At 71.7% G+C, this 14,936-nt stretch carries 14 protein-coding genes; 8 read left to right on the plus strand and 6 right to left on the minus strand.

Features of this window, described 5'->3' with window-relative positions:
* Positions 1-3: 3 nt before the first annotated feature.
* Positions 4-1,626 (minus strand): long-chain fatty acid--CoA ligase, encoded by a 1,623-nt coding sequence (locus AWC30_RS06750; protein WP_085109424.1) that lies wholly within the window; start codon positions 1,624-1,626, stop codon positions 4-6.
* Between the two features lie 53 nt (positions 1,627-1,679).
* Positions 1,680-2,666, minus strand: a complete 987-nt coding sequence (locus AWC30_RS06755) for a hypothetical protein (protein WP_085109425.1) — start codon at positions 2,664-2,666, stop codon at positions 1,680-1,682.
* 103 nt (positions 2,667-2,769) lie between these two features.
* Here AWC30_RS06755 and AWC30_RS06760 point away from each other — a divergent pair, with 103 nt between their 5' ends.
* The 4 genes from AWC30_RS06760 to AWC30_RS06775 all read left to right on the plus strand — a co-directional run bounded on the left by AWC30_RS06760 (position 2,770) and on the right by AWC30_RS06775 (position 7,818).
* Positions 2,770-3,621 (plus strand): lytic transglycosylase domain-containing protein, encoded by an 852-nt coding sequence (locus AWC30_RS06760; RefSeq protein WP_085109426.1) that lies wholly within the window; start codon positions 2,770-2,772, stop codon positions 3,619-3,621.
* 50 nt (positions 3,622-3,671) lie between these two features.
* On the plus strand, positions 3,672-4,778 hold the full coding sequence (locus tag AWC30_RS17765; RefSeq protein ID WP_085109427.1) for a DUF7159 family protein: 1,107 nt from the start codon (positions 3,672-3,674) through the stop codon (positions 4,776-4,778).
* Positions 4,779-4,786: 8 nt separating this feature from the next.
* Positions 4,787-6,238: a peptide MFS transporter gene (locus tag AWC30_RS06770; protein WP_085109428.1), complete on the plus strand. Its 1,452-nt coding sequence runs from the start codon at positions 4,787-4,789 to the stop codon at positions 6,236-6,238.
* 449 nt (positions 6,239-6,687) lie between these two features.
* Positions 6,688-7,818: a fatty acid desaturase family protein gene (locus tag AWC30_RS06775; RefSeq protein WP_085109429.1), complete on the plus strand. Its 1,131-nt coding sequence runs from the start codon at positions 6,688-6,690 to the stop codon at positions 7,816-7,818.
* Between the two features lie 24 nt (positions 7,819-7,842).
* Here AWC30_RS06775 and AWC30_RS06780 read toward each other — a convergent pair whose 3' ends face one another.
* Positions 7,843-9,009 (minus strand): adenylate/guanylate cyclase domain-containing protein, encoded by a 1,167-nt coding sequence (locus AWC30_RS06780; RefSeq protein ID WP_207568402.1) that lies wholly within the window; start codon positions 9,007-9,009, stop codon positions 7,843-7,845.
* Positions 9,010-9,085: 76 nt separating this feature from the next.
* Between AWC30_RS06780 and AWC30_RS06785 the strand changes: the two genes are divergently transcribed.
* On the plus strand, positions 9,086-9,925 hold the full coding sequence (locus AWC30_RS06785; protein WP_085109431.1) for an SDR family oxidoreductase: 840 nt from the start codon (positions 9,086-9,088) through the stop codon (positions 9,923-9,925).
* A 2-nt stretch (positions 9,926-9,927) separates the two neighbouring features.
* Positions 9,928-10,614 carry an acetoacetate decarboxylase family protein gene (locus AWC30_RS06790; RefSeq protein WP_085109432.1) on the plus strand — a complete coding sequence of 229 codons (687 nt, stop codon included), beginning with the start codon at positions 9,928-9,930 and terminating at the stop codon, positions 10,612-10,614.
* On the opposite strand, the gene AWC30_RS06795 is transcribed toward AWC30_RS06790, so the two are convergent.
* The 3 genes from AWC30_RS06795 to AWC30_RS06805 form a co-directional block, all read right to left on the minus strand.
* On the minus strand, positions 10,611-11,990 hold the full coding sequence (locus AWC30_RS06795; protein WP_234807968.1) for a threonine/serine exporter family protein: 1,380 nt from the start codon (positions 11,988-11,990) through the stop codon (positions 10,611-10,613). The two genes, AWC30_RS06790 and AWC30_RS06795, sit on opposite strands and share 4 nt — an antisense overlap.
* A 168-nt stretch (positions 11,991-12,158) precedes the next feature.
* On the minus strand, positions 12,159-12,764 hold the full coding sequence (locus AWC30_RS06800) for a TetR/AcrR family transcriptional regulator (RefSeq protein WP_085109433.1): 606 nt from the start codon (positions 12,762-12,764) through the stop codon (positions 12,159-12,161).
* A 1-nt stretch (position 12,765) separates the two neighbouring features.
* The gene (locus AWC30_RS06805) at positions 12,766-13,434 is read right to left on the minus strand and encodes an enoyl-CoA hydratase-related protein (RefSeq protein WP_085109434.1); all 669 of its coding nucleotides are present in this window, start codon (positions 13,432-13,434) and stop codon (positions 12,766-12,768) included.
* A 171-nt stretch (positions 13,435-13,605) separates the two neighbouring features.
* On the opposite strand from AWC30_RS06805, the gene AWC30_RS06810 reads away from it, so the two are divergent.
* Together AWC30_RS06810 and AWC30_RS06815 are read left to right on the plus strand one after the other, a co-directional pair.
* Positions 13,606-14,103: a nuclear transport factor 2 family protein gene (locus AWC30_RS06810; RefSeq protein WP_085109435.1), complete on the plus strand. Its 498-nt coding sequence runs from the start codon at positions 13,606-13,608 to the stop codon at positions 14,101-14,103.
* Positions 14,100-14,924 carry an SDR family NAD(P)-dependent oxidoreductase gene (locus tag AWC30_RS06815; RefSeq protein WP_085109436.1) on the plus strand — a complete coding sequence of 275 codons (825 nt, stop codon included), beginning with the start codon at positions 14,100-14,102 and terminating at the stop codon, positions 14,922-14,924. The genes AWC30_RS06810 and AWC30_RS06815 overlap by 4 nt, the downstream gene beginning before the upstream one ends.
* Positions 14,925-14,936 lie beyond the last annotated feature (12 nt).

Here is a 14,936-nt window from a genome sequence, read left to right on the forward strand (position 1 = left end):
CGTTCAGAGCCGCTCGACCTCAAGGTCCCCGGCGCCGAACGCGGCGCGCAGCCGCTTCTTGTCGAACTTGCCGACGCTGGTCTTCGGGATCTCGGTCACCCACGCCCAGTTCTCCGGCAGCTGCCATTTGGCGATCTTGCCGTCCAGGTGCTCGCGCAGCTGTGCGAACGTGGTGTCCGCCCCCTCGCGCCGGACGACCGCCACCAGCGGACGCTCATCCCACTTGTCGTCGGGGATGCCGATCACCGCCGCCTCGAGCACGTCGGGATGGCCCATCACCAGGTTCTCCAGCTCGACCGAGGAGATCCACTCGCCACCGGATTTGATGATGTCCTTGGTGCGGTCGGTCAGGGTCAGGAAGCCGTCGGGGGTGATGGATCCGACGTCGCCGGTGCGCAGCCACCCGTCGTCGAATTTGTCGGGGGCGTCCACCAGGTAGTAGCTGCCCGCGATCCACGGGCCGCGCACCTGCAACTCGCCGACGGCGTCGCCGTCGTGGGGCATCACGGTGCCGTCGTCGTCGACCAGGCGGGCCCGCACGGCCGCGGAGAAGCGGCCCTGGGTGTGGCGGTAGCGCCACGCCTCCTCGCCGGTGGCCTCGGCGGGCGGGTTGGCCACCGACCCCAGCGGCGAGGTCTCGGTCATGCCCCAGGCGTGGATGACCGTGATCCCGTAGCGGTCCTGGAAGTCGTGCAGCAGCGACGGCGGCGCCGCGGACCCGCCGACCACGGCCTTCTTCATCGAGGAGATGTCGACGTCGTGGTCGGCCAGATAGGTCAGCAGCCCCTGCCAGATCGTGGGCACCGCGGCGGCGAAGTCCGGCCGTACCTCGGCGATCATCTGTGCCAGCGGAGCCGGCTGCAAAAACGGCCCGGGCATCAGCAGCGACGCCCCGATCATGAACGCCGCGTAGGGCATTCCCCAGGACATGGCGTGGAACTGCGGGACGATGTTGAGCGCGATGTTGCCCTGCCGCAACCCCATCCCGTCGGTCATGCACACCTGCATCGAGTGCAGCCAGATCGACCGGTGGGAGTAGGCGACGCCCTTGGGGTCGCCGGTGGTGCCGGAGGTGTAGCAGAGCGCGGCGGCGCTGCGTTCGTCGTGCTCGGGCCAGTCGAACTCATCGGGCTCGTCGGCGATGAGGTCTTCCCAGGCGTGGACGGTGATCGACTCGGGGATGTCGGCGTCGGGCACCGTCGGCCCGGTCACCACCAGGTGTTCGACGGTGCGGCACTGCGGTAGTTGGGGGGCCAGCAGCGGCAGCAGCGACGCATCGACCAGGATCACCCGGTCCTCGGCGTGGTTGACGATGTGGATCAGCTGTTCGGGGAACAGCCGGATGTTCAGGGTGTGTAACACCGCGCCCATGGCCGGGATCGCCAGGTAGGCCTCGAGGTGCTCGGAGTTGTTCCACATGAAGGTGCCGACTCGCTGGTCTCCGGTGATGCCCAGCTTGGTCAGCGCGTGCGCGAGCCGGGCGCAGCGCCGCCCGGTCTCGGCGTAGGTCTGCCGGCGCGGGCCGTTGTCGGTCCAGGTGATGACCTCGGCGGTGCCGTGCACGGTGCTGCCGTAGCGCAACAGTTGGGCCAGTGACAGCGGGGCGTCCTGCATGGTGCTGAGCATGGGGTGTCCTCAGGGCGGGGCCGGAAAGCGATGGCCCCCAACCTAGTGCACCGCTAGCTGGGCCGGACCGTTGACTCGGGGCGTAGGTGGCTGAACATCTCTGGCAACATCAGATAGCTGCCCGCCAGGTAGGCGACCCCGCCGGACAGGAAGCCGATCTTGACGATCAGCGCGCCGGCGTCGGCGTGCGCGTCGGGCACCCCGGGGGTCCCCAGGCCGGGCAGCGAGCCGATCACGAAGCCGACCGAGCCCAGGATGAACAGCACCCCGATCCACCAGGAGATGTCGCGCGGTTCGACGCTGAGGTAGTGGTTGCCCGCCTCGATGAACTGCAGCATCGAGCCGAGCAGGAAGAACACCGAGCCGATCATGGTGGTCTGCCAAAGGCCCAGCCGGGGCAGCAGGTCGAACAGGCTGGCCAACGAGTCGGTGGTCTCGTAGTTGAAGATCAGTGAGCCGGCCAGGAACACCACCGGGATCAGGACCTCGAGGCGGGTGAGATCGGCCGGGGCCGGTGACCAGCGGAACCGCCGGGGTGCGGGGTTGTCGCCCTCGGGGCCGATCCGCTCGTCGGTGTTGAGCGCTTCGAGCAGCACGCCGTAGAGCGCGACGGTGAACAGCACCGCGCCGGCGAAATAGCACGACTCGGCGAAGACCGACATCGGGTGCTGCCCGCCGAAGAACGCCGGGACCAGGGAGCCGGCTGCGCCGGCGACGAACAGCGCCGAGCCGACGGTGAACACCAGGGCCAGCCACCAGGCCAGCCGGTGCGGGGCCCAGAACCGCCGCCAGGGGCTCGTCGCGTCGGCGGGCTGCCCCTCGCCGGTGCGTAACCCGGCCCGGTCGGCGGAGAGCAGCAGCGGACCGGTGCGTTTGCGGTGCGGGCGGGCCCGCCAGGTGTACTCCGAACCGTCGGGCAGCCGGTAGGTGACCCAGGAGACGAACGGTGGCGGCCCACCCCAGCGCAGCGGCGTCCAGTCCGCCGGGACGCGCGGCCCGACGCGGGCCGGTCGCGGTGTCGGTCGCGCGTTGTTGCTCACCGCTGCTCACGATAACGGCCACGCGGTAACCTCGGCTTCTTCGACCGGTCGCCCTCGTTGCGGCGCCGACGAAGGCAGGCGGGCACACCGGCGGAGGAGAGCCATGGGCGGGAAGTGGGTTCGGCCGGTGGTGTGGGCCACGGCCGCGTTGCTGGCGTGGTGTTCCCCGGTGGTGGCGGGGGCCGCACCGCCGGCGACCGACCCGATCAGCGTCATCGACGGCCTGCTCGCCGCCGACCAAGCGCTGCGCAACCCGTCCTCGTCGGCGGCGGTGCTGCAGGACGCCGCACGCCGCCAACAGCTGGCCTACCGCACCATGGGCCGGCATCCGGAGTGGGACGGCGTTGCGCAGCAACGGGTTCCGGCGGCGTTGCGCGGCGTCTACGACCGCAACATCGATGCCCGACGCAACCTGGTGGCGCTGGCCGCCACCGAACCGAAGTCGACACTGCCGCCGTGGCGCATCGTCGCGCCCGCCCCGGCCGGGGAACTGTTGAACTATTACCGGCAGGCGCAGGCGGCCACCGGCGTCGGCTGGAACTACCTGGCCGCGATCAACCTGGTCGAAACCGGGTTCGGTCGCATCGTCGGACCCAGCAGCGCCAACGCGCACGGGCCGATGCAGTTCCTGCCGTCGACGTTCGCCCAGTACGGCAACGGCGGCGACATCTATTCCCCGCGCGACGCGATCATGGCGGCCGGGCGCTACCTGGCCGCCAGCGGCTTCGCCCAGGACCCGGGCCGTGCGGTGTTCGCCTACAACCACTCCGACCACTACGTGCGCGCGGTCACCGACTACGCCACCGTGCTGGCCGCAGACCCGGCCGCGTTCAACGGCTACTACCGCTGGGACGTCTACTACCACACCACCGCGGGCGACGTCCTGCTGCCGATCGGCTACACCGCGACCGCGCCCATCCCGGTCGAGCAATACCTGGCCGGACAGCCGCGGTGAGGCGCTGCCGGTAGCCTCGGACGGGTTCGAAGTTGGATCGGAGGTCACACATGGACCTCGTGCTCGGGGTGGCGCTCACCGGCGAACAGGCGCGGTGGGTGACGGTCGACGGGACGGGGGCGGGCGCAACGCTCGACCATGGCGTCGTCGACGCCGACGACGCGGATGCCCTCGAAGCGCTGGTCGGCCGCGCGCAGTGGCGCGCTATCGGGCTGACCTGGTCCCCGGATGCGGCCGCCGCGGCCGCCGAAGCCCAGCAGGTGCTGGGCCGTCGGGCGGCGGTGACGGCGCTGGCGCACGACGACGCGATCGGGCTGCTGACCGCCGCGATCGCCGACGTCGCCGGCTATGACTTCCTCGCGGTGTGCAACGCCGAACCCGACGCGGCCGCGGTCGCGGTCGTCAACGCGCGGCGGATGACCGTCGAAGCCGTCGACGCCCCCGACGCCGAGAGCCGAATCGACCGGCTCACCGAGACGGTGCGGGGGATCCGGCCCAGCCCCGACGCCGTCTTCGTGCTGGGCTCGGCGGGCACCGAGGCGCTGGCTGACCGGCTGCGACAGGTGACGACGCAGCCGGTGCTCAATGCCGCCGAAGGCGAGTTCGCGCTGCCGCGGGGAGCGGCGTTGGCCGCCGCCCGGGCGGCCGACGATCCGGTGGCCGAGCCTGCGGCCCCGACGCGTCGGGGCCGGCGCGCCCCGGCGCTGATGGCGGCCGCGGCCGTGCTGCTGGTTGTCGCGGTGGCACTGGGTGCGACCGGTCGGCTGTCGTGGCGCACCGAGGAGCCGCCCGCGTCCAGCCAGGCCGGCCAGCAGACCGTGCGCCCGTCCCCGCCGCCTGCCGCCAGCCCGACAGCGGCTCCGGCACCGCTGGCCGCCCCGGGCAACGGCGCCCCCGAGGTGGCACCGGTTGCCCCCGAACAGCCGCAGAGCCCACCGGAGCAGGCCGGCTCGCCCGAGGCGCCTGCTGAGGTACCGCCTGCTCCGCCCGCTGAGGCGCCGCCCGCTGAAGCACCCCCGGCCGAGCCGCCTCCGGTCCAGGCGCCTCCGCCGGCCGCCGAGCCGGTCTACGTCCCGCCGCCTCCGGCGCCGCCGCCGGAGCCGCGCCTGCGCGACCGCATCATGGACAAGATCCCGGGCCTCGACCGGTTCCGCTGACCCGGCCCATGCACGACACCGGCCGGGTGCCGCGCACCTTCTTCGGCCACCCGCGGGTGCTGGCCGACCTGTTCGGACTCGAACTGTGGGAACGGTTCTCGTTCTACGGGATGCAGGGCATCGTCCTGTACTACATGTATTTCACGGTCGGCCAGGGCGGGCTGGGCATCGACCGGACGTTGGCTACCGGCCTCGTCGGCGCCTACGGCGGCGGGGTGTATCTGGCGACCATCCTGGGGGCCTGGCTCGCCGACCGGGTGGCCGGTGGCGAACGGGTGCTGTTCGCCAGCGCCGTGCTGGTCGCGGCCGGACATCTCGGACTGGCGGTGCTGCCCGGTGCGGCCGGGCTGACCGTCGGACTGGTCGCGATCGCGCTGGGCAGCGGCGGGGTCAAGGCGACCGCGACCGCCATCGTCGGTGCGCTCTACGGCACCGACGACCCGCGCCGTGACGCCGGCTTCCTGCTGTTCTACCTCGGCGTCAACATCGGCGCGCTGCTCGGCCCGCTGCTGACCGGGCTGCTGCAGAGCACGCTGGGTTTCCACTACGGCTTCGGGGCGGCGGCCGCCGGGATGGCCGCCGGGCTGGCCCAGTACACCCGGGCCCGAAACCGGCTGCCCGACGCGGCGCGAGAGGTACCCCGCCCGCTCGGCGACGTCGCGCGGAACCGCCTGCTCGTCGCCGCCCCGCTGGCAATGGCGGGCGTTCTCGCCGCGGTCCTCACCGGCGTACTGACCGCCGCGAACCTCGCCGCGGTGATGGCGGCGGCGGCCGGGTTGGCCGCACTCGGCTATTTCGCGGTGATCCTGTCCAGTCGACAGGTCAGCGGCATCGAACGTCGTCGGGTCCTGGGCTTCATCCCGCTGTTTCTGGCCAGCATGGCGTTTTGGTCGCTGTTCCAGCAGCAGTTCACCGTGCTGGCGATCTACTCCGATCAGCGGCTGAACCGAATGCTGTTCGGCTGGCAGATCCCCCCGAGTTGGGTGCAGGCGATCAACCCGGTGTTCATCGTGGTGTTCTCCGGGGTCTTCGCCGCGCTGTGGACCAAACTCGGTGAACGCCAGCCCAGTTCGACGGTGAAGTTCGCGATCGGGTTGACGACCATGGGGCTGGCTTTCCTGGCATTCCTGCCGCTGACCGGTGGCGGGCCCGGCGGCACCCCGCTGGTCGCGATCGTCGGCATCCTGTTCCTGTTCACGGTGGCTGAGCTGTTCCTGTCCCCGATCGGGCTGTCGGTGTCGACCAAGCTGGCGCCGAAGGCGTTCCACACCCAATTGGTGGCGTTGTTCTTCCTGTCGGTCTCGCTGGGCACCACCGCGGCAGGCATGCTCGCCGGGCACTACGACCCGGGCAACGAAGCGCCCTACTTCGGGCTGGTCGGTGGGATCGCGGTCGCGCTGGGGGTGGGCTTGGCGGTCGCGGCACCGTGGATCCGGCAGCTGATGGAGGGCGTGCGCTGAGTGCTTTGCGGCGGGCGCCGCGCCCGCCCCGCGCTTCTCGCTGACTGTGCAGCGAGTCGACGACGAAAGCGCTCGATCGGCGCAACACACCGCACACTCAGCGCGGGACCGCCCGGCGGGAGACCGTTCGGAGCGCGGCCCCGCCCGTCGAGCAGGTACGCTGGCGACAACCGCTACGGCTCGGGGTCTCGAATACCACCTCCCGCGGCGCCGGCCTGCATCACCAAGTTCCACCGGTCGGGGCCGGGAGACCACCCGGCCGACCAACCCGCAGATCCGCGAACAGACGGAACATCCGCGAACAGATCGAACAGCCGATCGCGGAGCGACGAGTCGAACGCCGGTACGAGCGGATCGCGGCGACCGAGCCAGACGAACGGAAGTAATCACGCCATGCGCTACCCGACCACGCCCGCGGCGCCCGACTGTCTCCAGAAGTCTGTAAGCTGTTGACGGCCATCTCCGACGTCGCCGAATACGCCCACCTCTCCGCCGACGACCTGCATCAGCTCGGGTCCGAACTGGACTCGATCCGCCGCGATGTCGAAGAGTCCCTCGGCGAGCGCGACCGCGCCTACATCCGGCGCACCATCGTCGTGCACCGTTGGCTGGAGATCGCGGCGCGGTTGCTCATCGCGGTGAGCCGCGGCCGTGCCGGCTGGCTGTTGGGGACCACGGCGCTGGCCGCGGCCAAGAGCATCGAGAACATGGAACTCGGCCACAACATCTGCCACGGGCAGTGGGACTGGATGAACGACCCGGAGATCCACTCCAGTAGTTGGGAGTGGGACATGGCCGGTGTCTCGGCGCACTGGCGACACTCGCACAACTACCGGCACCACGTCTACACCAACGTCCTCGACATGGACGACGACCTCGGGTTCGGTGTCATGCGGGTTACCCCCGACCAGAAATGGAAGCCCAGCAACCTGTTGCAGCCGGTGCGCAGCCTGCTCTTGGCGGTGCTGTTCGAGTGGGGTATCGCGATGCAGGGGTTGCACACGACCCGACGGGCCGCGGTGAACGGTGCGGAGAAGACCGCCCGCGCTCGCACGCTGGTCGCCAAGATCACCCGCCAGATCGTCAAGGATTACCTGGTGTTCCCGGTTCTCACCCTCACCCGGTGGCGCCGCACCCTGGCCGCCAACGCCGTCGCGAACCTGATCCGCAACGTGTGGGCGTACCTGGTGATCTGCTGCGGGCACTTCGCCGACGGTGCGGAGAAATTCAGCGCCGCCGTGCTCGACAATGAGACCAAACCCGAGTGGTACCTGCGGCAACTGCTCGGTACGGCCAACTTCAACGCCGGGCCGGTGATGGCGCTGATGAGCGGCAACCTGTGCTACCAGATCGAACACCACCTCTTCCCGGACCTGCCGAGCAACCGGTACCCGGAGGTCGCCGCACGGGTGCGGGCGGTGTGTGCCCGCTTCGACCTGCCGTACACGACCGGGCCACTGTTGCGCCAGTACCTGCTGACCGTGCGCACGGTCTGGCGGTTGGCGCTGCCGAACCGGTTCCACGCCGACGGCGATGCCGCAGCGCCGCTGCTGCGCCGCCCGGCTGCGGGCGCCGCGTAGCGCCGACCCCCTGGTTGTTGTGACCTAGTCGGCGGCCCGGCGCAGCCGGAAACTGTGCAGCTGCAGATAGCCGCGCACCCGCCGTGGTGGGCGCCGCGACACCCGGAACCGCGGGTCGTCCTCCAACTCGCCGGCCATCGCCTCGTCGACGCGAATGGTGCCGCGACGCGCCAGCCCGGTGATGCGGGCCGCGACGTTGACCACCTCGCCGTAGACGTCGCCGCCGCGGCGCAACACCGGCCCGAAGGCCAGACCCGCGTGCACCGGCGGCAGCCGGTCATCGGCGCCGATCCGCTCCAGCGAACCCAGCGCGATCTCCGCGGCCGCCGCCGCGTCCGGCGCGATGAACATCACCTCGTCGCCGAGGTTCTTGATCACCTTGCCGCCGTGGGCCAGCGCGCACTCCAGCACGATCGACTCGAACGGTTCGAGCAGCGCCGCCAGCTCCGCGCTGCTCAGCCCCCGGGTCAGCCGGGTGAACCCGGTGATGTCGATGAAGCCGACCGCGGCGGACCGGTCGTCGTGCAGGTCGGAGACGTCGGCGGGCAGCAGGGCGCGGCCGGCCTCGACGGCCAGGTGCCTACGCCACACGTAGACCGTGGTGCGTTCCAGGGTGGGCAGCAGGTCGGCGGAGACCGTCATCGCCTGCTGGGCGACGTGCTCGGCCAGCAGCGGGTCGTCGGCGGCCTGTTCGTCGGCGATCCGGGTGCCCAACACGTCGGCGAGCAGCCCGGTCTGCACCACCGCCAGCCGGGAGAACAGGTGACCGAACGGGCGGGCCAGCGCGACCGTACCGGCCATGTCCAGGATGCCGCCGTCGATCAGGGCGGCGACGTCGCGCAGCGCGTCGATGTCGGCGCTGGTGAAGACCCGTTCCTCGTCGCCGACCTCGGCGAAGCCCAGCGCCCGCCACAGCCGCTGAGCGTCCTCCAGCGCGATGCCGGCCTGCTCGGCGACCTGGGAGCGGGTGTAGCGGCCCGCGCCGGCGAGGATGCCGCTGGTCACCTTCTCGGTGGGGGACAGGTCGCCGTCGGGCTCGGCGTGGTCGTCGCCGCCGGCGCCGCCGAGCAACGCCAGCACAGCGGCGAGCACGTTGTCGCCGCCGTACCGGGCCAGGTCGCGCACCGGGGTCGGCAGCAACTGCGCGACCCAGTTGAGGGTGTCGCGCACCGGATCGCCGAGGTCATTCACCGCACCCAGTATTACCGCTTTCCGCCGGTCCGGCATCGCCCGACCGCAGCGCGCTGGTGTGACATGGTTAACCACCATGACGACCATCACCGGACTGCGCATCGCGATCACCGGCGGCGCCCAGGGCATCGGCCGCGCCATCGCCGAGGCGCTGATCGCCGCGGGCGCCCGGGTCGCGCTCGGTGACGTGCAGGAGGACGCGGTCCGCGCAACAGCCGCCGAGCTCGGCGACGGCGCCGGCGGGCATCGGCTCGACGTGGCCGATCCGGCCAGCATCGCATCGTTCCTCGACGCCGCGACCGCGCAGCTCGGCGGGCTGGACGTGCTGGTCAACAACGCCGGCATCATGCCGATCGGGCCGTTCCTGACCGAGGAGCCGACGCTGACCGCCCGCACCATCGAGATCGACCTGATGGGCGTGCTGACCGCCACCAGGTTGGCCGGGACCCGGTTCGCCGACCGCGGCCACGGCCACATCGTCAACATCGCCTCGGTGATGGGCACGCTGGCCTCCCCGAACGCCGCCACCTACTGCGCGGCCAAGCACGCCGTAGTCGGTTTCAGCGCCGCGCTGCGCCAGGAGTGGCGCGGCAGCGGGGTGGCGATCTCGGCGATCTGCCCCGGCTTCGTGCGCACCGAACTGATCGCCGGCATGACCGCGCCGCCACTGCTTGACCGCTTCCTGGTCTGCGAACCGGAGAAGGTCGCGACGGCCGTTGTCGACGAGATCCGACGCGGCCGGTCGCGCACCGTGTTCGTGCCCAAGGCGGTGGGTTGGGTGTCGCGCGGCTCGGCGCCGCTGCCGACACCGCTGGTCGATGCGGTGTTCCGGCTCTCCGGCGGTAACAAGGTCACCACCGAACTGGACCGTGAGGCCCGCGCCGCCTACCAAGCCCGCACCGAAGGAGGCCGTTGACCATGCCGCGCGCCGAGCTGACCGGACTGCCCGCCATCCCCGAGACCGCGCTGAGCGACGCACTGGTCGCCACCCTGCCGGCGAACGACGCCCCCGCCCCCTGGGAGTGCCACTGCACCGGCCTGGTGTGGCTGGGACGCGGCGGGAAGGCCGCCACCGCGGCGCTACCGCCGGCGCTGCGCGGCAGCGCCGGACTGGTCACCGTGGGCGGGTTCGTGCGCTACACCGACACCCCGGTCGGCGCCTACGACGAGGTGCTCGGCATCGTCGGGTCGCGCAGCGGAGTGCGCCCGTGGGGCCACGTCGCGTTCATGGCGGTGGATTCCCCGGCCAGCCTGGTCGGCGGGCGCACCAACTGGGCGATGCCGAAGACCCTGGCCCGCTTCGACGGCGATCCGGCCTCGGCCATGACCGCTGCGGGCGCCGACGGGGACTGGCGGGTGCAAGCCCGGGTGCGGCCGCTGGGCCCGGCGGTCCCGCTGCGTCTCACCGGCACCGCGCGCCAGCAGTTCGCCGACGGCCGGGTCGGGCACAGCCGGTTGGTCTGTTCGGCGCGGGCGCGGCCCGCACTGGTCAGCGTGACGGTGACGTCGGCGGGCAGCCTGCCGCAGTGGCTGCGGCCGGGCCGCCGGCTCGGGGCCGTGCTGGAGTCGGCGCGGTTCACCCTCGCCGCGCCGCGCTTCGACTAATCGGGCCGGTGGTTGCGCCCGCCCCGCCGGACCCGCGGTAGTCGGATCCCGGCGAGCTGCGGGAACCAGCGCCCGTTGTCGCCCTGATGGTGGTGCAGTTCCTGCGGCATGTGCCGGGCGCGGCTGAGTTCGCGGCGCACCGAGGGCGCCAGCAGCGGCCCGAGCACCGCACCGGCGCCCAGCGCCAGCGCCAGCCCGGCCGCCATGCCGAGGCTGCCCGAGGCCGCCGACTGCCCATTGACCAGCTGCACGAAACCACGGAACAGCGTGAGCCCGGGAACCAGCGGCACCACACCGGAGACGATGATCACCAGCGGAGTCACCCGCATCCGCGGCGCCAGGATGCTGCCGACCAGACCGGTCGCCAACGCGGCGACGAACGAGCTCACGATGATCCCGGCGTCGATGAGCTGCATGCCGAAGAAGATCAGCGACGCGATCGCGCCGGCCGCCCCGGCGGCCACCGCCGCCCTCGGCTGGGCGTAGCCGGCGAGTGCGGCCGCGCCGGCGCCGACCGCCCCGGCCACCGCGTACAGCGGCACCGGCAGCGCGGCCAGCGGCATCGCCGGGCTGACGTAGACGTGCACCCCGAGCGCGGAGCCGATCCGCACCGCCACGGTGACGCCGACCAGGATGCCCGCCGAGGAGATCAGGATGTCCATCATGCGGGAGGCGGCGGTGAGCTGGTAGCCGGTGATGGCGTCCTGGAACGAACCCACGGTGGCCAAACCGGACAGCAGGACCACGATGTTGGCGGCCACGACCGGGGAGACCGGGGTGTGTTCGGGCAGCCAACCCACGGCGTGCAACCCGATCGCCACGCTGGTCGCGATCAGGGCGGCGGTGACCTGCTGGAACAGCAGCGGCACGTGGTGGCGGTTGAGGACACGGCCCACCCGGTCGATCAGCGCGGTGGTGATCCCGGAGATCAATGCCACCAGCGGCACGGCGCCGATGAGCACCGAGAAGGCGGCGGCCATGCACGCCCAACTGACGGTGGCGACCCACCGCGGGTAGGGGTGCCCCAGGTTCTCCAGCGCGTCGAGCTGGCCCTGCACCCACTCCGGTTCCGGGATGGTGTCGACGACCTGCTGGGCGAGGTTGGTGGCGGCCTGCAGCCGGCTGTAGTCCAGCGAGCGGGTCTGCACCAGATACATCGCGGTGACCGGCGCGCCGGGCACCTTGCGCGGCACCGACACCGTGATGGAGTTCGCGGTGATGTCGACCTGGGTATTGGACAGCCCGTAGGCCGACGCCACCCCGATGACGGTGGCGGCGACGTCGGCGGTGCCGGCCTGCGAGCCGAGCATCAGCTGACCGAACCGCAGTGAGATGTCCAGGATCCGACGGACTCGGGCTTCGTCCATGCGCGCCATCAGCGGCACACCCGAGGCGGGCTGCCGGGTCGGTGGTTCGGTCGTCGTGGCACTGGCAAAACCTTAGAACAACTCCGGGCCGGCCAGCACCCTGCGGGCCGGGCCACCGGGTCGGGGTCAGCGCTGCACGGTACTGGCCGGGGGCGACGAGGTGGCGGCCGGGGCGGCTCAGGGCGACGGCGGCGGTTCAGCGGCGATCCCGCGTACCGCGCGCTCGAGAGCGTGTCGGGCGACCGGATCGGTGACCGCCTGCGAGCGCAGCAGCAGGGTCCCCGGGAGGTCCACGACGCAGTAGCGCACGGTGGTGACGGCCGCGGAGTCGCGCCGGTCCCACAGCGCCGTGGCCAGTTTCACCAGCAGCACCCCGAGCTCCTTCTGCCGCAGGCGCAGCAGGGCGCGCCCGTCGTCGGTGAGCTCGGCGGTCATCAGATCGTCGACGTCGGCCGACAGCAGCAATCGCGCCGCCTCGGCGTCCGCGTCGGCATAACCGGCCGGTGCAAGTGCCGCGGCGACCAGGCCGTCGACGGCGGCGCCGCCGGCCATGGCCTGCGCGACGGCCTCTCGCTGGAACGCCAGGAAGTCTTCGGCCTCGCGGGCCCACACCTGCGCGAGCAGGCCGTCGCGCGAGCCGAAGGCGTGATAGACGGCGCCGTTGGAGGCGCCCGACAGCGCGCTCAAGGCGCGGACGGTCACCCCGGTCATGCCGTGTTCGACCCAGAGCGCCCGCGCGTGGTCGGCGAGGGTCGCCCGGTCGTACCGGCGCGGGCGGCCCACGTCAGCCCCCGGGGTTCGGCCGGCGCAGGGCGTCCAGCGCGTCGGCGAACAGTCGGGTTTTGATCGTGCCGAGGGTGGTGCGGTCCTTGCCGGCGAGCTTCCGGACCAGGTCCGCGGCCCGCTCATTGAGTTCGGCCAGGGGCGCGGCAGCGTCGACCAGCCCGGCGGCGACGGCGTCGGCGGCCGGGTAGCGCCGGCCGGTCGACATCGCGTCGAGTGCCGCGCGCGGCGTCAGCTTGGCAGTGATCAGGGCCGTCATCCCGGGGGTGAACGGGATGTTGATGTCGACCTCGGGGAAGCAGAAGTAGCCGCGGTCGTCGCGCATGACCCGCCAGTCGTGGGCCAGGGCGAGCATCGCTCCGGCGCCGAACGCGTGGCCGTTGACCGCGGCGACGGTCGACACCGGCAGCGTCAACACCCGCGCGAACAGCGATTGGACGCGGTCGACGTAGGCGTCGAGCTGGTCGAAGTGTTGGCCTACCCAGTCCAGATCCAGGCCGTTGGAGTAGTACTTGCCGACGCCGGTGGTGAGGAGCGCTGCCGGTTCGGTGGTCGCCTCGAGGTCATCGAGGGCGGTCTCGACGGAGGTGAGCCAGTCCGGTGAGAAGCGGTTCTCGTCGTCGCCGAGGTCGAGGGTCCAAAGCGGGCCGTCGTTGGTGAGCGTGGCCATGGGTTGCTCCTTGGGTCGGGCGGTTACCGGAGAGTAACAGAGCGGTGCTCTAAAACGGGTGTCGTGGCCGCATGAGTACGGTCAGGGTCGCGAGGGGTCCGGCCGGTCGCGGGGCCCGCCGTCGCACCCCTGCTGGCCGCCCGACCCGCGTTCCGCCTGGAAGGAGCACCTGTGGCCTCGTCATCTCCCACGGTCGAGGCTCGGCTCGCCGCCCTCGAACACCGCGCGGCGATCGCCGACCTCAAGCACCGCTACTTCCGGGCCGCCGACGCCAAGGACCCGGAGGCGCTGCGGGCCTGCTTCGCCACCGCCGGGGCCCGCATCGACTACGGCCCGCTGGGCCGCTTCGACGACATCGACGAACTGGTCGAGGTGTTCCGCAAGGTCGCGCTGCACCGCGTCGACGGCAAAGCGGTGGTGCTGGACATGCATCACGGGATGCACCCGCAGATCACGCTGACCGGCGCCGACCGCGCCACCGGCCGCTGGACGCTGCGGTACCGACGGATCAACCTGGTCGAGCGCACCGAGTTGGTGCTCACCGGCGACTACGACGACGACTACCTGCTCGAGGGGGACGGCTGGAAGATCGCGGCGTCGCGGTTCCGGCCGTTGTGGTCGCTGACCCGGCCGCTCGGCGACGACGTCACGGTCACGGAGGGCCGGTGACCCGGGTCGCGCTGGTCACCGGGGCCAGCCGCAGTGTGGGCAAGGGCATCGCGCTGGCCCTGGGCACCGACGGTTGGACGGTGTACGTCACCGGGCGCGGGCCGGTCGGCGCCGACGGGCCGCTGGACGTCACCGCCGCCGCGGTCACCGAGCGCGGCGGGCGCGGCATCGCGGTGCAGTGCGACCATCGCGACGACAACCAGATCGCGGCGCTGTTCGCCCGGATCGCCGGCGAGCAGGACGGCCGGCTGGACCTGCTGGTCAACAATGTGTGGGCCGCCCCGAAGGGGTTCGCCGGGTTCAGCGACCCGTTCTGGCGCCGACCGCTCAGCGACTGGGATTCGCTGATCGGGGTGGGGCTGCGCGCCCACTATGTCGCGGCCGTGCACGCCGCCCCGCTGATGGTGGAGCGCCGGTCGGGCGCGATCGTCAACATCTCCTCGTTCGGGACCCGCGGCTATCTGCACTCGGTGCTCTACGGCATGTCCAAGGCCGGGCTGGACAAGATGACCGCCGACATGGCCGTGGACCTACGCGACACCGGGGTGAGCGTGTTGTCGCTGTGGCCGGGGCTGGTGAAGAACGAGGCCATGGTCGCCTGGGGGGTCGAGGAGTTCCAGGGCTTCTCGCTGGCCAACGCCGAAACCCCGGAGTTCATCGGCCGGGTGATCGTGGCGCTGCTCAACGATCCCGACCTCGAAGCCCGCAGCGGCCACACCCTGATCACCGCCGAGACCGCACTGGACTACGGCGTCACCGACATCGAGGGCAACCAGCCCGACTCCCACCGGCGGTTCTTCGGCGGCGGCCCGTTGTTCTGAGCGTCGCGGCGT

The sequence above is a fragment of the Mycolicibacillus trivialis genome (assembly GCF_002102395.1).
In the GTDB taxonomy this organism is placed as follows: domain Bacteria; phylum Actinomycetota; class Actinomycetes; order Mycobacteriales; family Mycobacteriaceae; genus Mycobacterium; species Mycobacterium triviale.

Bases quoted from the DNA above. Each gene is read 5' to 3' on its own strand.
- AWC30_RS06805 (WP_085109434.1), bottom strand. From the start codon at position 13,434: ATGGCCACGCTCACCAACGACGGCCCGCTTTGGACCCTCGACCTCGGC.
- AWC30_RS17765 (WP_085109427.1), top strand. From the start codon at position 3,672: ATGGACCTCGTGCTCGGGGTGGCGCTCACCGGCGAACAGGCGCGGTGG.
- AWC30_RS06795 (WP_234807968.1), bottom strand. From the start codon at position 11,990: ATGGCGCGCATGGACGAAGCCCGAGTCCGTCGGATCCTGGACATCTCA.
- AWC30_RS06770 (WP_085109428.1), top strand. From the start codon at position 4,787: ATGCACGACACCGGCCGGGTGCCGCGCACCTTCTTCGGCCACCCGCGG.
- AWC30_RS06790 (WP_085109432.1), top strand. From the start codon at position 9,928: ATGCCGCGCGCCGAGCTGACCGGACTGCCCGCCATCCCCGAGACCGCG.
- AWC30_RS06750 (WP_085109424.1), bottom strand. From the start codon at position 1,626: ATGCTCAGCACCATGCAGGACGCCCCGCTGTCACTGGCCCAACTGTTG.
- AWC30_RS06760 (WP_085109426.1), top strand. From the start codon at position 2,770: ATGGGCGGGAAGTGGGTTCGGCCGGTGGTGTGGGCCACGGCCGCGTTG.
- AWC30_RS06785 (WP_085109431.1), top strand. From the start codon at position 9,086: ATGACGACCATCACCGGACTGCGCATCGCGATCACCGGCGGCGCCCAG.